The sequence below is a fragment of the Actinocrinis sp. genome (assembly GCF_035653575.1).
Classification (GTDB): Bacteria; Actinomycetota; Actinomycetes; order Streptomycetales; family Catenulisporaceae; genus Actinocrinis.
The window spans coordinates 22,372-41,719 of record NZ_DASRBQ010000089.1 but is presented as its reverse complement, the minus strand read 5'-3'; the positions used below and the strand labels follow the sequence as shown (position 1 = coordinate 41,719).

15 protein-coding genes, 1 tRNA gene and 1 pseudogene are annotated in these 19,348 nt (G+C 70.7%); 13 read left to right on the top strand and 4 right to left on the bottom strand.

The features are described from left to right. Positions 1-222: 222 nt before the first annotated feature. Positions 223-295, bottom strand: a tRNA-Arg gene (locus tag VFA06_RS12910). Positions 296-620: 325 nt separating this feature from the next. On the opposite strand from VFA06_RS12910, the gene VFA06_RS12905 reads away from it, so the two are divergent. The 6 genes from VFA06_RS12905 (at position 621) to VFA06_RS12880 (ending at position 8,362) form a co-directional block, all read left to right on the top strand. After that, a complete protein-coding gene (locus tag VFA06_RS12905) occupies positions 621-2,297 on the top strand; it encodes a hypothetical protein (RefSeq protein WP_324840760.1) in 1,677 nt (558 codons plus the stop codon). Then, positions 2,294-3,964, top strand: coding sequence for a GTPase (locus tag VFA06_RS12900; RefSeq protein ID WP_324840759.1), 1,671 nt, complete (start codon positions 2,294-2,296; stop codon positions 3,962-3,964). Before VFA06_RS12905 ends, VFA06_RS12900 begins: the two co-directional genes overlap by 4 nt. A gap of 108 nt (positions 3,965-4,072) precedes the next feature. Further along, positions 4,073-5,737 carry an energy-dependent translational throttle protein EttA gene (gene ettA, locus VFA06_RS12895; RefSeq protein ID WP_324840758.1) on the top strand — a complete coding sequence of 555 codons (1,665 nt, stop codon included), beginning with the start codon at positions 4,073-4,075 and terminating at the stop codon, positions 5,735-5,737. Positions 5,738-5,768: 31 nt separating this feature from the next. Further along, positions 5,769-6,197, top strand: a complete 429-nt coding sequence (locus VFA06_RS12890) for a thioesterase family protein (RefSeq protein ID WP_349260168.1) — start codon at positions 5,769-5,771, stop codon at positions 6,195-6,197. 82 nt (positions 6,198-6,279) lie between these two features. Next, positions 6,280-6,939, top strand: a complete 660-nt coding sequence (locus VFA06_RS12885; protein ID WP_324840756.1) for a hypothetical protein — start codon at positions 6,280-6,282, stop codon at positions 6,937-6,939. A 100-nt stretch (positions 6,940-7,039) separates the two neighbouring features. Further along, positions 7,040-8,362, top strand: a complete 1,323-nt coding sequence (locus tag VFA06_RS12880; protein WP_324840755.1) for a UDP-glucose/GDP-mannose dehydrogenase family protein — start codon at positions 7,040-7,042, stop codon at positions 8,360-8,362. A gap of 67 nt (positions 8,363-8,429) precedes the next feature. Here VFA06_RS12880 and VFA06_RS12875 read toward each other — a convergent pair whose 3' ends face one another. Further along, entirely contained in the window at positions 8,430-8,831 is a 402-nt protein-coding gene (locus VFA06_RS12875) for a globin (RefSeq protein WP_324840754.1), read from the bottom strand. Between the two features lie 109 nt (positions 8,832-8,940). After that, positions 8,941-9,933, bottom strand: a complete 993-nt coding sequence (locus tag VFA06_RS12870) for a helix-turn-helix domain-containing protein (protein WP_324840753.1) — start codon at positions 9,931-9,933, stop codon at positions 8,941-8,943. A gap of 343 nt (positions 9,934-10,276) precedes the next feature. Here VFA06_RS12870 and groES point away from each other — a divergent pair, with 343 nt between their 5' ends. Further along, entirely contained in the window at positions 10,277-10,603 is a 327-nt protein-coding gene (gene groES, locus VFA06_RS12865; protein ID WP_414639882.1) for a co-chaperone GroES, read from the top strand. Positions 10,604-10,777: 174 nt separating this feature from the next. Then, positions 10,778-12,397: a chaperonin GroEL gene (gene groL / locus VFA06_RS12860; protein ID WP_324840752.1), complete on the top strand. Its 1,620-nt coding sequence runs from the start codon at positions 10,778-10,780 to the stop codon at positions 12,395-12,397. A gap of 382 nt (positions 12,398-12,779) precedes the next feature. Here the strand turns inward: groL and VFA06_RS25910 are convergent. Continuing rightward, a pseudogene (locus VFA06_RS25910) lies at positions 12,780-13,064 on the bottom strand (WhiB family transcriptional regulator); the annotation flags it as partial. A 180-nt stretch (positions 13,065-13,244) separates the two neighbouring features. On the opposite strand from VFA06_RS25910, the gene VFA06_RS12850 reads away from it, so the two are divergent. The 5 genes from VFA06_RS12850 (at position 13,245) to VFA06_RS12830 (ending at position 19,333) form a co-directional block, all read left to right on the top strand. Beyond that, entirely contained in the window at positions 13,245-13,619 is a 375-nt protein-coding gene (locus tag VFA06_RS12850; RefSeq protein ID WP_324840750.1) for a hypothetical protein, read from the top strand. 374 nt (positions 13,620-13,993) lie between these two features. Then, positions 13,994-14,605 (top strand): response regulator transcription factor, encoded by a 612-nt coding sequence (locus tag VFA06_RS12845; protein WP_324840749.1) that lies wholly within the window; start codon positions 13,994-13,996, stop codon positions 14,603-14,605. A 168-nt stretch (positions 14,606-14,773) separates the two neighbouring features. After that, positions 14,774-16,273: an IMP dehydrogenase gene (gene guaB / locus VFA06_RS12840; protein WP_324840748.1), complete on the top strand. Its 1,500-nt coding sequence runs from the start codon at positions 14,774-14,776 to the stop codon at positions 16,271-16,273. Positions 16,274-16,328: 55 nt separating this feature from the next. Next, positions 16,329-17,435, top strand: coding sequence for a GuaB3 family IMP dehydrogenase-related protein (locus VFA06_RS12835; RefSeq protein WP_324840747.1), 1,107 nt, complete (start codon positions 16,329-16,331; stop codon positions 17,433-17,435). 197 nt (positions 17,436-17,632) lie between these two features. Continuing rightward, complete coding sequence (locus VFA06_RS12830; RefSeq protein WP_324840746.1) at positions 17,633-19,333, top strand: glycerol-3-phosphate dehydrogenase/oxidase; 1,701 nt, start codon at positions 17,633-17,635, stop codon at positions 19,331-19,333. Positions 19,334-19,348 lie beyond the last annotated feature (15 nt).

Below are 19,348 nucleotides of genomic sequence, written 5' to 3'. Positions count from 1 at the left end.
CCCCGTATCGCTTCCGCGGTGCCCGATGAAAACGATGAGCAGGACCACGGCTGCTACCCCGGCCGTGGTCGCTCCGCCGATCAGTGCGTTGCGGGTACGGCGGCTCGTCCGAGGCGGCGGTGGCGGCAGGACGCCGTCAGTGGGTTCAGGCGTGCCGTTGCCGTTCTCGGTCAATATCTCCCCCAGCGCCGCGTCGAACGGCGATCAGCCCGGTTGGAACGGTGCCCCCAGCAGGACTCGAACCTGCGACCAAGTGCTTAGAAGGCACCTGCTCTATCCGCTGAGCTATGGGGGCGGCGGCGCGCGGAACCAGGGTAGTAGAAGCCGCCGTCACTACGCGGCGCCATTCCGATCCGCCGGTCGCGGCCAGGGGCGGTCGGGCACGCACTGCGGCGCCGGTGATGGCGCGCCCTGCGGGCTTCCGCGCCACCGCGCGCGCCGGGGATGAGCTGATCGTCAAGCCGAATCGGCCGCAAAACGTCCCACAGCCGGGGCGCGCTTGGTACGGTCGGGGGCAGGCTCGCCCCGGTTCTTTCCGGACGAAGCCGCAACAGAGAAGTTATAAACAAACCTGACCCCGGTGTTCCCATGTCCCCAGGGGCTGCGGCATGCTCACGGCTGTGACGATCACAGGCCCGGACGCTGACCTGCTGGGCGCGGTGGGCGCGCTCCGCGACAGCGTGGCCGCGCCACGGCTCCCACTGGCCGCGGACGGTGTCGTCGCCACGCGCAGAATCCAGGCCGAACTGATCAGACGCCTGGACGACTATCTGATACCCAGGCTGCGCCGGCCCGAGGGCCCGGTGCACATCGTGGTCGGCGGCTCGACCGGCGTCGGCAAGTCCACCCTGGTCAACTCGCTGGTCCGGCAGGAAGTCAGCAAGGCCGGGGTGCTGCGGCCGACCACCCGCTCCGCGGTGCTCTGCGTGAACCCCGCCGAGGTCGCCGCGGTCACCGGCCCGGAACGGCTGCTGCCGGCCTTCCTGCGCGCGCCGGGGCCGACCGATCGGGCCGACGCCCTGACCCTCGCCCCGCACCCGGCCATCCCGGCCGGCATCGCGCTGATCGACGCCCCGGACGTCAACTCGGTCGTCGCCGACAACCGGGACGCGGGCGAGCGGCTGCTCGGCGCGGCCGACGCCTGGCTGCTGGTCACCACCGCCGAGCGCTACGCCGACGCGGTGCCGTGGCGGCTGCTTCAGGCGGCCCGCGAGCGGCGGGTGACCATCGCGATCGTGCTGAACCGGGTGCCGCCGGAGAGCCTGCGCGAGGTGCGCGAGGCCGGGCAGGCGCTGCTCGCCGTCAACGGCCTCGGCGATCTGCCGCTGTTTACCGTGCCGGAATCTGTTCTCACCGGCGGCCTGCTGCCCGAGTACCTGCTTGACCCGTTGATGACCTGGCTGCGTTCCACCGCACATGATCCGACGATGCGTCAGGCGACCATCGCCGCGACGGTCAACGGCATGTTCGATGACTTACCGCGCCGCCTCGGTGCGGTAGCAGAGGGCCTGGCAGCTCAAGTTGAGGCAGCCGACCGGCTGCGCAGCCAGGCGGATCTCGCCTACGCGTCCGAGCGCATCTCCTTGCATGACGCCATCGCGCAGGGCGAACTGCTGCGCGGTACGCCGCTGCTGGAGTGGCAGGCGATGATCGCTCCAGACCGCGCCACTGCGCTGTTCTCCGCCGGCGATCCGGCCGCGGAAACCGCCCGCCGCCTGCTGCTCGGCGCCGCGGCCGACCAGGTGGCCGCCGCCGCGTCGCGCGCCGCCGAGCAGGTCGCCGGGGCCTGGCGGGAGGCGCTGGCCGAGCAGGACAGCGCCGAAGCCGTGGTCTCGGCCGGAACCCGCGCCGGAGCCGTGCCCCCCGAACTGGACGAATGGGCCGACGGCCTGGTCGACCTGCTGGCCAGGGAGCCGCACCGCAAGCGCTCCGACGCCCAGTTCTTCGCCGCCGGCCGCAACGGACCCGCCGCGCTGCTGGCCGCCGTCGTCTTCACCGGCCGCCGCGGCGCCACCGCGCCGCCCAGACGCCGCCGCGCCCTGCGCTCGGGCTCCTCCATCGACCGGACCGTGCACCCGGTCGCCGCCGCGACCCGCCGCCTTGCCGACGCGGTCTTCGGCGCGGACGAGACCGACCGGCTCGCCGAACTCGCCGCGACCTCGCTGGACACCGCCCTCGGCGCACTGTTCGACCGGCTCGCCTTCCGCCACCACCGCGCGCTGTCCGACCTCGGCGTCGAGCCCGGCGCGGCGAAGGCGCTGCTCGAAGCCGGGCAGGCGGTGCAGCGGGCCCGATGAGAGTCATCCGCGGCAGTCAACGCACCCTCGGAGTCGGTACTCGGCTCGACGCGCTGGCGCGGCTGGTCGCCACCGCCGAGGGCCGGCTGCCGCAGCAGGCGCTCGATCCGGCGCGCGAGGTGCTGCGCCGGGCCGCCGCCCGCTTCGGCATGTCTGCCGAGCACACCGTGGTCATCCTCGGCGGGGCCACCGGTGTTGGGAAGTCCTCCCTGTTCAACGCCCTGGTCGGGATCGGCCTTTCCCCGGTCGCGGTGCGCCGCCCGACCACGACACAGGCCATCGCCTGCGTCTGGGAGGCGGACCGGCTCGCCGAGGCCAGGCCGCTGCTCGACCGGCTCGGCGTCGAGTCGCGCCGCCAGCTGACCCGCGACTCGGCCCTGGACCGCTCCGCGGTGCGCGACGCGCTCGCCGGGCTGGTGCTGGTCGACCTGCCCGACCACGACTCGGCCGTGCGCGAGCACCAGATCGAGGTGGACCAGGCGGTCAGCCTGGCCGACGTCGTGGTCTGGGTCACCGACCCGCAGAAGTACGCCGACGCCTCCTGGCACGACCGCTACCTCAAGGCGCTGGCGCACCACGCGGACATCATGCTGATCGTGCTCAACCAGATCGACCGGCTGCCCCCTGAGGCGGTGACCGAGTGCGCCGCGGACCTGGCCCGGCTGGTCGAGGAGGACGGGCTGACCGGCGTCGCGGTGATCCCGGTCTCCGCGCGCACCCGCGAGGGCCTCGACGAGCTGCGCCGCCGGCTGACCGAACGGGTCTCCGGCCGCAGGGCCGCCGCGGACCGGCTGGCCGCCGACGTCGACCGGGTCGCCGAACGGCTGGCCCCGATGCTGGTCACGGACGCGGCGACGCCGCAGCAGGACGACGGTGAGGCGACGGTCTCCGACGAGGCGCGCGCCGAGGCGATGGACGGCCTGCGCGCGGCGGCGGGAGTGGCCAGCCTCGCCGACGCCGTCAGCGAGCGGATCGCGGTCCGCGGCCAGGCGGCAGTCTCCACGCCGCTGCGCCTTTTGCGTGGACTGGTGGACCCGGGCACGGCCGCCGCGCCGGGCGCCGCGGGCCCGGCCGATCGCGGAGCCGACGGCCCGTCAGGCGGCGGCAGCCTGCGCGATCTGGTCCGCGCGGCGACCGACCCTGAGGGCGAGGCCCCGGCTCCGGTGCCGGTGGACCGAGCGGCGCTGGAAACCGTGCTCTCCCGGCTCTCCGACGCGGCCACGGCGCAGCTTCCGCCGGACTGGGCCCGCGCGCTGCGCAGCCAGATCACCGGCAGCAGGCGCAAGGTGGCCGACCGGATCGACGCCGCGCTGGCCGCCAGCGAGATCGACGCCAGGCCGCCGACCCGGCGCCTGCTCGTGCAGACCGGGCACGCCGCGCTGCTCACCCTCACCGCGCTGTGGGTCGTGCTCTGCTTCGTCCCCGGCTTCCCGGAAGCCCTCGCCATCGTGCTGGCCGCGCTCTGCCTGCTCGGCTCGATCGCCCTGGACCTGACCGCGCGCCGCAAGGCCCGGGATGCCGCGGTGGCCGCGGGGCAGGTCGCGGTCGGGCAGCTTTCCGTGGAGCTGGCCGCGGTCGCGCAGGACGAGCTGTTTGGCCCGATCGGCGAGGAACTGTCCAGATATCGCAGCGCCCTGGCCGACTTCAAGACGGTGCGTGAGGGCTGATCGCGGCTCCGGCGCCGTCACCGGCCGTACCGTACCGGCGGCCGAGTTATCCACAGAGCGCTGAAAGTCGGTCCGGACCGGCTCCGTACGGCCACTAAGCTTGTAGGCATGGCGGAGTTCATCTACACCCTGCGCAAGGCCCGGAAGGCCCACGGCGACAAGGTCATCCTCGACGACGTGACCCTCTCGTTCCTGCCGGGCGCGAAGATCGGCGTGGTCGGCCCGAACGGGGCGGGCAAATCGACCGTGCTGAAGATCATGGCCGGTCTCGAGCAGCCGTCCAACGGCGACGCGAACCTGACCCCCGGATACTCCGTCGGCATCCTGCTGCAGGAACCCGAGCTCGACGAGAGCAAGGACGTGCTGGCCAACGTGCAGGAGGGGGTGGCCGAGACCAAGGCGATGCTGGACCGCTTCAACCAGATCGCCGAGCTGATGGCCACCGACTACTCCGACGAGCTGCTGGCCGAGATGGGCACGCTGCAGGAGCAGCTGGACCACCGCAACGCCTGGGACCTGGACGCCCAGCTCGAGCAGGCCATGGACGCGCTGCGCTGCCCGCCCGGCGACGCCGACGTCAAGGTGCTCTCCGGCGGCGAGAAGCGCCGGGTGGCTCTGTGCAAGCTGCTGCTCGAGGCCCCCGACCTGCTGCTGCTCGACGAGCCCACCAACCACCTCGACGCCGAGTCGGTGCTCTGGCTCGAGCAGCACCTGGCCAAGTACGCCGGCACCGTGGTCGCGATCACCCACGACCGGTACTTCCTCGACAACGTCGCGCAGTGGATCCTGGAGCTCGACCGCGGCCGCGCCTACCCCTACGAGGGCAACTACTCCACTTACCTGGAGACCAAGGCCGCCCGCATGAAGGTCGAGGGCCAGAAGGACGCCAAGCGGGCCAAGCGGCTCAAGGACGAGCTGGAGTGGGTGCGCTCCAACGCCAAGGGGCGCCAGGCCAAGCAGAAGGCGCGCCTGGCCCGCTATGAGGAGATGGCGGCCGAGGCGGAGAAGACCCGCAAGCTCGACTTCGAGGAGATCCAGATCCCGCCCGGCCCGCGCCTTGGCAGCGTGGTGGTCGACGTCACCAAGCTGAGCAAGGGCTTCGGCGAGCGGCTGCTGATCGACGACCTGTCCTTCACCCTGCCGCGCAACGGCATCGTCGGCGTGGTCGGCCCGAACGGCGCCGGCAAGACCACCCTGTTCAAGACCATCGTCGGCTTCGAGCAGCCGGACTCCGGCGAGGTCAAGGTCGGCGAGACGGTGAAGATCTCCTACGTGGACCAGAACCGGGCCGGCATCGACCCGAAGAAGACGCTGTGGGAGGTGGTCTCCGACGGGCTCGACTACATCCAGGTCGGCCAGGTCGAGATGCCCTCGCGCGCGTACGTCTCCGCGTTCGGCTTCAAGGGCCCGGACCAGCAGAAGCCGGCCGGGGTGCTCTCCGGCGGCGAGCGCAACCGGCTGAACCTGGCGCTCACCCTCAAGCAGGGCGGCAACCTGCTGCTGCTCGACGAGCCGACCAACGACCTGGACGTGGAGACCCTCTCCTCGCTGGAGAACGCGCTGCTGGACTTCCCCGGCTGCGCCGTGGTGGTCTCCCACGACCGCTGGTTCCTCGACCGGGTGGCCACGCACATCCTGGCCTACGAGGGCGACTCCAAGTGGTTCTGGTTCGAGGGCAACTTCGAGTCCTACGAGAAGAACAAGGTCGAGCGGCTCGGTCCCGAGGCGGCCCGCCCGCACCGGGTCACCTATCGCAAGCTGACCCGGGGCTAGCCGGGTGCCCGCGGAGATCACTGACAAGGGGCTGAGGTACGTCTATCTCTGCCCCTTGCGGTGGGCGGACATGGACTCCTTCGGGCACGTGAACAACGTGGTCTACCTGCGCTACCTGGAACAGGCGCGCGTGGAGTGGATGTTCATGACCGCCAAGCAGGCGGGGATCGAGGAGTTCTCCCTCGGCACCGTGGTGGCCCGGCACGAGATCGAGTACAAGCGCCCCCTGGTGTACCGCTCCGAACCGGTGCGTGTGGAGACCTGGGTGACCCGGGTCGGGAACGCCTCCTTCACCGTGGCCTACGAGGTCAAGGACGACGAGTTCGTATACGCCCTCGCCAAGACGGTCCTGGTGCCGTACGACCTGGGCGCCGAGCGGCCGCGGCGGCTGACCGCCGAGGAGCGCGACTACCTCAAGCCCTACCTCGCCCCCGCACCACCCGAGTCGCGGCACCGGTGAGCGGCACCGTCGAACCGCCGCCGCCGAAGATCCGAACCGCCGACCTACTGACCCGCTGAACCTCCGACCCGCTGGTAGACCGATGAACGACGAGTACGTATTCGCCAGCCCGGACGACGCGGCCGCCCTGGGCGTCTACCTGCAACGCCTACTCGGCATGGACAAGACGGCCGCAGTGCGCATAGTCGGCATAGGACCGGTGGCCGCCGCGTACGCCGCTCCGCCGCTGCACGGATCCGCAGCTCGCGCCAGCGTTCTGACGGTGCGTACGGTGGGCCTTGCCGAAGGCACGCAGCCCTTCGACCGCACCGTGTCCGCCGGTCAACTGCTCGAATCGATCCACACCGACGAGGGCGGCACCGCCGGATTCACGCTGCCCGCGCAGCTCACCGGCGGTCCGTCCTGGGCCGGCCTGCTGCCGCCGCGCACCGGCTGGCAACCGCTCGGCGAGATTCCGCTGCGGCAACTGGCCGAGGCCGTCACACAGGGCAACGCAGACTTCAGATTCGCCGCGCTCGGCCGCGACCGCGCGGCGCTGGACAATCTCGCCGAGGAGATCTGGACCCGCGAACTTCCGCACGGCCTGCGCTGGCGCACCGCCCACGCCGCGTCCGCGATGGGATTCCTCGGCCCGCAGCCGGAAAGCTCCGCGCAGTCCGCGCGAGTGGCCGCACACACGCGGTGGCTGCGCGTGGACACCCCCTACGGCACCACGCTGGAGCGCATCAACGCCGGCCTATAAGGCCCGGCCCGGTCCAGTTCCGGGGTACCAGCAACATCGGCCTGTGGCACAAGCTAGGGTGTCGCTTCTGTACGCACTCACTGGTTGAGGGGAGAGATCGATGAGTGCACCGAAGATCACCGTCATCGGCACGGGATACCTGGGCGCGACACACGCGATCTGCATGGCTGTGCTCGGGTTCGACGTGCTCGGCGTCGACGTGGCGCAGGACAAGGTGGACCGGCTCAACGCCGGGCAGGTCCCGTTCTTCGAGCCGGGACTTCCCGAGCTGCTGGTCAAGGCGCTCGAATCCGGCAAGCTGCGCTTCACCACCGACTACGCCGAGGCCGGCGCGTTCGGCGACGTGCACTTCGTGTGCGTGGGCACGCCGCAGCTCGCCGGCTCCAACGCGGCCGACCTTCGTTACGTGGAGAGTGCGGTCACCGCGCTCGCGCCGCACCTGGACCGCCGCGTGCTCGTCGTGGGCAAGTCCACCGTGCCGGTCGGCACCGCGGCCCGGCTGACCGGCCTGCTGCGCGCGCTCGCGCCGGCGGGGGAGCAGGTCGAGCTGGCGTGGAACCCGGAATTCCTGCGTGAGGGCTTCGCCGTCGAGGACACGCTGCGACCCGACCGGCTCGTCTTCGGCGTCGAGTCGCAGTGGGCCCAGGACCAGCTGCACACCGTCTTCGCGCCGATCATCGAGCAGGGCAGCCCGGTCGTGATCACCGACCTGAGCACCGCCGAGCTGGTGAAGGTGGCCGCGAACTCCTTCCTGGCCACCAAGATCTCCTACATCAACGCGATGGCGGAGGTCTGCGAGGCCACCGGCGCGGACGTGCACCAGCTGGCCGAGGCGCTGTCCTACGACTCCCGGATCGGCGGCCGCTTCCTGCGCCCCGGACTCGGCTTCGGCGGCGGCTGCCTGCCCAAGGACATCCGCGCTTTCGCCCACCGCGCCGAGGAACTCGGCATCGGGCAGGCCGTGGCCTTCCTGCACGAGGTGGACGCGATCAACCGGCGCCGCCGCTCCCGCACCGTCGACCTGGTCCGCGAACTGGCCGGAGGCTCGCTGCGAGGCGCCAGGATCGCCGCGCTCGGCGCCGCGTTCAAGCCGAACTCGGACGACATCCGGGACGCACCGGCCCTCGACGTCGCCCGGATGCTCCAGGAGAGCGGCGCGAAGGTGCGCGTGTACGACCCGGAGGCGTTGGAGAACGCCCGCCGCGCCTACCCGAACCTGGAGTACGCGCACAGCACGCTCGATGCGGCGCGCGATGCCGATGTGGTGGTCCTGCTGACGGAGTGGACCGAGTTCCGCGAGATCGATCCGGCCGCGCTCGGCGACGTCGTCGCTCAGCGGAAGGTGGTGGACGGTCGCCACGCGCTCGATCCGGTTGCGTACCGCGCCGCGGGTTGGGAATACCGCGCCCTGGGGCGCCCGTAGCAGAGCTCGGCTAATCCGGCTGTGCCGGACCCGCCCGAGAGTCTGCCTTAGCGAAGCCCGGGTGCCGCTACTCGGCGTTGACCATGAAGTGCGCGGCCCGCTCCAAGTACTGCCAGAGCTCGGTCTCGTCCGCCTCGGGCAGCTTCAGCGAGCGCACCGCCTCGGCCATGTGATGCAGCCACAGATCCCGGGCCCGGGCGTCGACCCGGAAAGGCGCGTGGCGCATCCGCAAGCGCGGGTGCCCACGCGTCTCGCTGTACGTCGACGGGCCGCCCCAGTACTGGATCAGGAACAGGGTCAGCCGCTCCTCGGCCGGACCCAGGTCCTCCTCCGGGTACAGCGCCCGAAGCTCCTGGTCCTTGGCGACGCCCTCGTAGAAGCGGTGCACCAGCGCCCGGAAGGTCGGCTCGCCGCCGACCCTGGAGTAAAACGGCTCCGGTTCTCCGCGCGGAATGCTCGCCTGCGTCACCCGACCATCCTAATGCCGCGCCTCGCCGTGATCTTCGACGCGGCAGGCTGCCCGGTCCGCCGTGAATGGCCCCAGTCCGTTAACGCTTCGTCCGTAACGTCTCAGCCCTTTAACTCAGCCAGCCGCGATGGCAGGCCTGCCAGCCGAGCTGCAACCGTGTGCTCACGCGCGCCAGATCCATCATGTGCGCCACCCGGCGCTGCACGGTGCGCAGGCCCAGGCCGAGCTGCTTGGCGATCGCCGCGTCCGTCGCGCCGACCATCAGCAGCGAGAGGATCCGCAGATCCAGGCCGGTCGGTTCGGTCTCGGGGACGTCGAGCTCGATCCCGCTCGGCTCCACGAGGCGCACCGGCACCGCGCGGTCCCACACCGATTCGTACAGCCCCATCAGCAGCCTGATCAGGCCGGGGGCGCGCACGAACATCGCCGAGGGCTCGCCGCCGTCCGGGTTCGTGCCGTCGCTCAGCGGCACCAGCGCGACCGCGCGGTCCGCGATCACCAGCTTCGTCGGCACCCGCTCCACCACCCGGCACAGCTGCTGGTGCTTCATGTGCGCCATCAGACCCTCGAAGGCGCCCGGGCGATCCAGCATCGCGTGCTCGACGATGACGTGGTACCGCACGCCGCGGTTGATGGCCTGCTCCTCGGCCGCGCTCTCGCCCGGCCCGACCACCTCGTGGTTGGCCTCTGACATGACATGCAACTCGGCGGTCGCGGCCATCTGGACTTGCTCGAAGCGATGCCGCACCGCATGAGCGCCAATCACCACTTCCACCAGGTCGCGGGCGGAGCTGTCCGCACTCGCGCTGCGATACGCCTCAGCCAGCGACGCCAGGCCAAGCTCGGCGCGGTACAACGCGTGCCGCTGCTCAGCCAGCAGCGCCCCCAGAGCCACGGCTGGCGGAGCGGCCACGTAGCGCTCCCGCGGCCCAGTCTGCTTCGTCACCAGTCCCAGCTCGGCCAGCTGCGTGAGCGCCTTACGCACCTCGGCCCGCGGCAGTCCAGTCCGCTCGACGAGCCCGGCAGTACTGCCGGACCCCGCAGTCACCAGATCCTGGTAGACACGCTCCGCCGTCGGATCGAGGCCGAGTATGCCGAACACCGTCTATCCCCTCGTCAGCAGGTCTGCATGATCCGTGCCCGATTTGGCGGCGCGGATGCGTCTACCTCGCGTGTCTTTGTGCGTCCATGATTATCCGCCGCCGAAGCTGTTCTATGACGCGGGCTCACGTTCGCCAAGATCAGCGACCGGTCCGCCACCGGAACTCGGTCGGCGTACGCCCGGTTTTGGCACTCGGGTTGACCGAGTGCCAGCGGGAGTCATAACCTGCCGATTGGCACTCTCGCCGTGAGTGTGCCAATGCCACCCCGTCCCCCTGGCACCCGCGACGACAGGCGTGGACGGTGGCCCCAAGTCGACCGGCGGGGCGGTGTTCCCGCCGCCAGTGAATGTCTCCGAAGGAGAGGTCACGACCGTGGCTACCGTTGCCATCAAGCCGCTTGAGGACCGCGTCGTCGTCAAGCCGCTGGACGCCGAGCAGACCACCGCCTCCGGCCTGGTCATCCCGGACACCGCGAAGGAGAAGCCGCAGGAGGGCGTCGTCCTGGCCGTGGGCCCGGGCCGCTTCGAGGACGGCCAGCGCCTCCCGCTCGACGTCAAGGAAGGCGACGTCGTCCTGTACTCCAAGTACGGCGGTACCGAGGTCAAGTACAACGGCGAGGAGTACCTCGTCCTGTCGGCGCGCGACCTGCTCGCCGTCGTCAACAAGTAGCAGGCGCCCGCGCAGCCAGCCGTGAAGGCCGCGTTCCGCAAGCCCCGCTCGGACGGGCGGCGGGGCGCGGCCTTCCGCGCCTGACGCGCGCACGTCCGACCGGCCACAAGGCCCGGCGGAGCGACCAGGTTCGCTGTTCCACCAACCCAGGCTTAGAAGGGACGCTTGGCACTCATGGCCAAGATGCTGCAATTCGACGAGGACGCCCGCCGCAAGCTGGAGCGCGGCGTCAACGCGCTCGCCGACGCGGTCAAGGTGACGATCGGCCCGAAGGGCCGCAACGTCGTCATCGACAAGAAGTTCGGCGCGCCGACGATCACCAACGACGGCGTGACCATCGCCCGCGAGGTCGAGCTCGAGGACCCGTACGAGAACCTCGGCGCCCAGCTCGCCAAGGAGGTCGCGACCAAGACCAACGACATCGCGGGCGACGGCACCACCACCGCGACCGTGCTGGCCCAGGCGCTGGTGCGTGAGGGCCTGCGCAACGTCGCGGCCGGCGCGCAGCCGATCGCGCTCAAGCGCGGCATCGACGCGGCGGTCAAGGCGGTCTCCGACCACCTGCTGTCCACCGCCAAGCCGGTCGAGACCAAGGAGTCCATCGCCCAGGTCGGCGCGATCTCCGCGCAGGACCAGGCGATCGGCGACCTGATCGCCGAGGCGATGGACAAGGTCGGCAAGGACGGCGTCATCACGGTCGAGGAGAACAACACCTTCGGCCTCGCCCTCGAGTTCACCGAGGGCATGCAGTTCGACAAGGGCTACCTCTCGCCGTACATGGTCACCGACCAGGAGCGCCAGGAGGCCGTCCTCGAGGACCCGTACATCCTGATCAACCAGGGCAAGATCTCCTCGATCTCCGAGCTGCTCCCGGTGCTCGAGAAGGTTGCCCAGTCCCGCAAGCCGCTGCTGATCATCGCCGAGGACGTCGACGGCGAGGCGCTCTCCACCCTCGTGGTCAACAAGATCCGCGGCACCTTCAACTCGGTCGCGGTCAAGGCCCCCGGCTTCGGCGACCGCCGCAAGGCGATCCTGCAGGACATCGCGACCCTCACCGGCGCCCAGGTGGTCAGCCCCGAGGTCGGCCTCAAGCTGGACCAGGTCGGCATCGAGGTGCTCGGCACCGCCCGCCGGGTGACCGTCGACAAGGACAACACCACGATCGTGGACGGCGCCGGCGACTCCGGCGCGGTGCAGGACCGGGTGCGCCAGATCAAGGCCGAGATCGAGGCCTCCGACTCCGACTGGGACCGGGAGAAGCTGCAGGAGCGGCTGGCCAAGCTGGCCGGCGGCGTGTGCGTGATCCGGGTCGGCGCGGCCACCGAGGTCGAGCTCAAGGAGAAGAAGCACCGGCTCGAGGACGCGATCTCGGCCACCCGCGCCGCGGTCGAGGAGGGCATCGTGGCCGGCGGTGGCGCCGCGCTGGTGCACGCCACCACGGTGCTGACCGACCGTCTCGGCCTGAGCGGCGACGAGGCGACCGGCGTGGCCGTGGTCCGCAAGGCCCTGGTCGAGCCGCTGCGCTGGATCGCCGAGAACGCCGGGCACGAGGGCTACGTCGTCACCGACAAGGTCTCCAACCTCGACGACGCCAAGGGCCTGAACGCGGCCACCGGCGAGTACGTGGACCTGATTGCGGCCGGCGTCATCGACCCGGTCAAGGTCACCCGCTCCGCGCTGGCCAACGCCGCGTCGATCGCCTCGATGCTGCTGACCACCGAGACGCTGGTCGTGGACAAGCCGGCGCCGAAGGAAGACGAGGGTCACTCGCACGGCCACGGGCACAGCCACTAGTCGCGGCCTGCCCCACGGTAACTGAGTACGAACGACGCGACTCCCGCAGCCACCAACCCCGGTGGCGGCGGGAGTCGCGTCGTTTCGGGTACTGCGTGCGCTACGCCTTGACCAGCGGCTTCGTCTTCTTGCGCGCGGCCGGCTTGCTCGGCGCCTTCTTCGGCGCGTTCGTGTCTGCGGCCTTGGTCTTGGGCGCCGCGGCCGCCGCCGAGCCGCCGACAGCGCGCTTGCGCCGTGTCGCCGGTTCATAGGTCGCGGCGTCGTTCGCGGTGGCGGGCTCCTTCGCCTGGACCTGGTTCTGCATCGCCTTCTCGCGCAGCAGCTTCTCCTTCAGCTTCTCCTGCCGCGCCCGCGCCTCCTTCTGCCGGGCCGCCTGCGCCCGCGCGAGCGCCTTCTGCCGCGCGTGATGCTCCTCGCGTTCCTCCTCCGTCATGCCGCCCCAGACGCCGTACGGCTCGCGCACCTTCAGCGCGTGGTCCGCGCACGGTATCTGCACGGGGCAGTTCATGCAGATCTCCTTCGCCGCCATTTCCCGGCTCGATCGCGCCGCACCGCGCTCGCCCTCGGGGTGGAAGAAGAGCGAGCTGTCCTTGCCTCGGCACAGACCGCGCAGCTGCCAGTCCCACAGATCGGCGTTCGGGCCGGGGAGCCGTGAGAAATCGGCCATCGCCGCTGTCCCTCCTCGTCGCCGGCGGCGCGTTCAGTGACAGTGCGCTCGCTCAGCGTGTCCGTTGTAAACCGCAGGTCATCCAGTGACTGGACGTGTCATGACAAGGCATTCCCCGGTAAGAGTGGAGTTGCCGGTACTGACGCCTATACCCACCTATTTGTTAGGTAAGGGAGCGGTGTGTTCTCGACCTACGAACGGCCCAGTGCCGAGCCCCTGAACGGCCGATGCCCCGCTGCCCCGACCTGCGACTTCGATGGAATCACCCCGTTGTGGCGAGAAGGTGCCAAAGGCCTTAACACCGGGTCACGGCGCACCGGCCGGTACACCCGTGAGGAGCTCGTGCTGCGCACCGGCGTCCCGCACGCCGCACTGCGGGATTTGAACGGCGATTCGGACAGCGATCAGAACGGCGTCGAGCAACACCGCCCCTACGCCGCCATCGACGTCGTGCGCCTCGCCGTGGTCGACCGCCTCGTGCGCTCTGGCGTGCCGGTGGCGCGCGCCGCCGCGCTGGTGCGAGCGGCGGAGAGCCGGGTGTCCGCCACGGTTTGAGCCGGTCAGGACTTCCCAAATTCCGACGCCTGGGTCCAAACTGGGTCTGCACTAACAGCCCGTCACGATATCGTCACAAAACGTCCGTGCGCCGCCCCGCGCGGCCGGCCTCGATCCGCCGGCCGCCCGCCGTCCGGCGTGGCCTGCGCCGAGCGGGTGAACGGACTTTCGCCGAAAACTCGATCTTGAGCTGCGACTGTCCCGAATTCGCCACCCGATTGTGCGTAACGCTTTCGGGTGACGGTCGTTGAGTCAGTGCGTAGGGGGCCGGAACCCCCCACCCGGCGGGCCGTCCCACCGGTTTCCGGCCCCACTCGCGTCAATTCCCGGCATTGCCTGACAGCAGCAGGTATCCACAGTGCGTGGAGGCACATATGACGTCCATCCTGGTCTGTGACGACTCACCGCTCGCCCGCGAGACCTTGCGCCGCGCGGTGGCCACGGTCCCCGGCGTGGACCGGGTCACTACGGCGAGCAGCGGCGAGGAGGTGCTGCGGCGCTGGACCGCCGACCGGGTCGACCTGGTCCTGATGGACGTGCGGATGCCCGGCCTCGGCGGCGTCGAGACCGTCCGCCGGCTCGTCTCCACCGACCCGACCGCCCGGGTCATCATGCTCACCATGGCCGAGGACCTGGACGGCGTGGCCCTCGCCGTGGCCTCCGGCGCCCGCGGCTACCTGCACAAGGACGCCTCGCGCGCCGAGCTGCGGGCCACCGTCTCGCAGGCCCTCGCCGACCCGACCTGGCGGCTGGCCCCGCGCCGGCTGCGCCCGGCCGAGGTGGGTTCCGCCCCGACCCTGACCGCCCGCGAGATCCAGGTGCTCGAGGGGATGAGCCACGGCCGCTCCAACGCGGAGATCGGCCGCGACCTGTTCCTGTCCGAGGACACCGTCAAGACGCACGCGCGGCGGCTGTTCAAGAAGCTCGGCGCCTCGGACCGCGCGCACGCGGTGGCCCTCGGATTCCGCTGGGGGTTGGTTCGCTGACCGCGGCCGATACCCACAGCCTCCGCACGGCGGGCAGTCCGCTCCGGACCAGGAACGCAGTCCAGGTCCGGAGCCGCCGCCCGAGCGGGATTAGGGCGGGCTCTCGGGCCGTTAGACTTGACGTCTCCCCGACGCAGCCACCCCCGATCCGAACCACGGAGGGTTTTCGTGTCCGTCTCCGACATCCCCGAGAAGTTCGGCCTGCTGGGGCTGACCTTTGATGACGTGCTGCTCGTTCCGGCCGTCTCGGACCTGGCGCCCGGTGAGTCGGACACCACCGCGCGGCTGACCCGCAACCTGTCGGTGCGTATCCCGCTGCTGTCCGCGGCGATGGACACGGTCACCGAGGCGCGGATGGCGATCGCCATGGCGCGCCAGGGCGGCGCCGGAGTGCTGCACCGCAACCTCCCGGCCGAGGACCAGGCCGCGCAGGTGGACCTGGTCAAGCGTTCCGAGTCCGGCATGATCACGCAACCGGTGACGGTCAGCCCGGAGGCCACGCTCGCCGAGGTCGACGCGCTCTGCGCGAAGTACCGCATCAGCGGCCTGCCCGTGGTCGACGGCGCCGGACTCCTCATCGGCATAGTGACCAACCGGGACCTGCGTTTCGAGACCGATCACTCCCGGCTCGTGCGCGACGTGATGACTAAGGCCCCGCTGGTCACCGGGCACGTCGGGATCTCGGGCGCCGAGGCGATGAAGCTGATGGGCGCGCACAAGATCGAGAAGCTGCCGCTGGTCGACGCCGCCGGCAAGCTGCACGGCCTGATCACCGTCAAGGACTTCACCAAGACCGAGCAGTACCCCAACGCCACCAAGGACGCGGAAGGCCGCCTGGTCGTCGGCGCCGCGGTCGGCGTCGGGGACGACGCGTACCGCCGCGCGATGCTGCTGGCCGAGGCCGGTGTCGACTTCGTCGTGGTGGACGTAGCGCACGGACACTCCAAGGGCCTGTGCGACACCGTCTCCAAGGTCAAGGCGAACGCCCACGTCGAGGTGATCGGCGGCAACGTGGTGACGGCCGCGGGTGCCCAGGCGCTCATCGACGCCGGCGTGGACGCGGTCAAGGTCGGCGTCGGGCCGGGCTCGATCTGTACCACGCGCGTGGTCGCGGGCGTCGGAATGCCGCAGGTCACCGCGATCTACGAGGTCAGCCGCGCGGCCAAGCCGGCCGGCGTGCCGGTGATCGGCGACGGCGGCCTGCAGTACTCGGGTGACATCGCCAAGGCCATCGCGGCCGGCGCGGACACGGTCATGCTCGGCTCGCTGCTCGCCGGCTGCGAGGAGTCCCCGGGGGACCTGATCTTCATCAACGGTAAGCAGTACAAGTCGTACCGCGGCATGGGCTCGCTGGGCGCGATGTCTTCGCGCGGCAAGGCCGAGGGCAAGGCGTACTCCCGGGACCGTTACGCACAGCAGGACGTTTCGTCCGACGACAAGCTCATCCCCGAGGGCATCGAAGGCCAGGTACCGTACCGCGGCCCGCTCGCCGCCGTGGCCCACCAGCTCGTCGGCGGCGTCAAGCAGGCCATGTTCTACACCGGTTCGCGCACCATCGCCGACCTGCAGGAGGCGCAGCTGGTGCGGATCACCTCGGCCGGGCTCAAGGAGAGCCACCCGCACGACATCCAGATGACCGTCGAGGCTCCGAACTACCACTCGCGCTAGAGTCTGTTTTGAATTTGGTCTTGAGCGCGCGCCTGCCCGGAAAGGGAGCCCCATCGTGTCCGAGGTCGAGATCGGCCGCTCGAAGCGCGCCCGGCAGGCGTACGGTTTCGACGACGTCGCGCTGGTTCCCTCGCGCCGCACCCGCGACCCCGAGGACGTCTCGATCGACTGGCAGATCGACGCCTACCAGCTGCGCCTGCCGTTCCTGGCCGCGCCGATGGACTCGGTGGTCTCCCCGGCCTCGGCCATAGCGATCGGCCGGCTCGGCGGGGTGGGCGTGCTCGACCTCGAAGGGCTGTGGACCCGCTACGCCGACCCGGAGCCGCTGCTCGCCGAGATCGCCGAGCTGCCCGCCGAGCGCGTCGTGAAGCGGCTGCGGGAGATCTACGGCGAGCCGGTCAAGGAAGAGCTGATCGTCGCCCGGATCAAGCAGATCCGCGACGCCGGTGTCGTCGCCGCGGGAGCGCTGTCGCCGCAACGCACCGTGCAGTTCTACAAGACGGTGGTCAACGCGGGCGTGGACCTGTTCGTCATCCGCGGCACGACCGTCTCCGCCGAGCACGTCTCGCACGCGAGCGAGCCGCTCAACCTCAAGCAGTTCGTGTACGACCTCGACGTCCCGGTCGTCGCCGGCGGTGTCGCGACCTACAAGGCCGCGCTGCACCTGATGCGCTCGGGCGCGGCGGGCGTGCTGGTCGGTTTCGGCGGCGGCTCCTCGCACACGACGAAGAACGTGCTCGGCATCGCGGTCCCGATGGCCACCGCGATCAGCGACGTGGCGGCCGCCCGGCGCGACTACATGGACGAGTCCGGCGGCCGGTACGTGCACGTCATCGCGGACGGCGCGATGGGCGGCAGCGGCGAGATCGCCAAGGCGATCGCCTGCGGGGCCGACGGTGTGATGATCGGTTCGCCGCTGGCCCGCGCGGTCGAGGCCCCCGGCCACGGCTTCCACTGGGGCGCGGAGGCCTGGCACGGCTCGGTGCCGCGCGGCGTGCGCACGCACCTGGGCACGGTCGGCACGCTGGAAGAGATCCTGGTCGGCCCGTCGAACACCGCGGACGGCACCATGAACCTCTTCGGCGCGCTGCGGCGGGCCATGGCGACGACCGGCTACTCCGACCTCAAGGAGTTCCAGCGGGTCGAACTGACGGTGTCTTAGGGGCACAGTCTGTCTTAGGAGCACAGTGCCTGTCTCAGGGGCGCGGTGTCCGTCTTAGGGCACGGCGTCTTAGGCACTTGTCCGCGCGGGCGGATGGTCCCGCGGGGATCCGGCCACCTAGCAGTCGCCTAGAGGCCGCCCTTCCCGTGGCGTAACTCGCATAGCGCCAAGTCGATGCAAACCGGCATCGTAGAGGTATGCGCAGTGCGAAGCTCGGAACCGAGGAGCGGCGGGCCGCGTTGGCCGCGCTCGCCGCCACCGAACTGGACGTGTTGGTGATCGGCGGCGGCGTGGTCGGCGCCGGCACCGCCCTGGACGCGGTGACCCGCGGCCTTTCCGTCGGCATGGTGGAGGCGCGGGACTGGGCTTCGGGCACCTCGAGCCGCTCCTCCAAGCTCATCCACGGTGGCCTGCGCTACCTGGAGATGCTGGACTTCGCGCTCGTCCGCGAAGCGCTCAAGGAACGCGGCCTGCTCATCGAGCGCCTCGCCCCGCACCTCGTGCGCCCCGTGCCTTTCCTGTATCCGCTCACTGGACGTGCCTGGGAGCGTGTGTACGCCGGATCCGGCGTCGCGCTGTACGACGCGATGAGCTATTCGTCAGGGCACGGCCGCGGTCTGCCCCCGCACCGTCACCTGACGCGCCGTCACGCGCTACGCATCGCTCCCTCCCTGAAGAAGGACGCGCTCGTCGGCGCGATCCAGTACTACGACGCGCAGGTCGACGACGCCCGCTTCGTCACCACGCTCGTACGCTCGGCGGCCTCGTTCGGCGCGCTCGTCGCGAACCGTGCCCGCGTCGTCGGCTTCCTTCGCGAGGGGGAGCGCGTTACCGGAGCCGTAGTCCGGGACGAGGAGAGCGGTGAGCAGTTCGAGGTAAAAGCGGCGCAGGTGGTCAACGCCACCGGTGTGTGGACCGACGAGACGCAGGCCATGGTCGGTGAGCGCGGCAAGTTCCACGTCACCGCATCAAAGGGCGTGCATCTCGTCGTGCCCAAGGACCGCATCCAGTCCGCTTCGGGCATCATCCTGCGGACAGAGAAGTCGGTCCTCTTCGTCATTCCGTGGGGTCGGCACTGGATCATCGGCACCACCGACACCGCCTGGAACCTGGACAAGGCACATCCCGCGGCGAGCGCGACGGACATCGATTACGTGCTCAGCCACGTCAACAGGGTCCTGAGGACCGAGCTGACCCGCGAGGACGTCGAGGGCGTATACGCCGGTCTGCGGCCGCTGCTCTCCGGCGAGTCGGATGAGACCTCGAAGCTCTCACGCGAGCACATCGTCGCGCACGCCGCGCCCGGCCTGGTCGTCGTGGCCGGCGGAAAGTACACCACCTACCGCGTGATGGCCGCCGACGCCGTGGACGCGGCGCTGCACGGCCTCGACCGGCGCGGCCCGGCTTCGTGCACCGAGACCGTCCCGCTGCTCGGTGCGGACGGCTTCCCGGCGCTGTGGAACTCGCGCGCCCGCATCGCCGCGGCCAGCGGCCTGCACGTCGCCCGCATCGAGCACCTGCTCGGCCGGTACGGCTCGCTGGCCGAGGAGGTCATCGCGCTGGTGGAGAAGGACCGCGCGCTCGGCCAGCCGCTGGACGGCGCGGACGACTACCTGCGCGCCGAGATCGTCTACGCGGCCTCACACGAGGGCGCGATCCACCTCGACGACGTGCTCGCCCGGCGCACCCGAATCAGCTTCGAGACCTTCGATCGCGGCGTCAGCTCGGCGCGACCGGCGGCGGAGTTGATGGCCGCGACGCTCGGCTGGGACGACGGCCGTCGGGAGCGCGAAATCGCGCACTACACCGCGCAGATCGCCGCCGAGCGCGAATCCCAGCTCCAGCCGGACGACCAGTCGGCGGACGCCGCGCGGATGGGCGTGCCCGACTTCTCCTGACAAGACGTTCGCAGC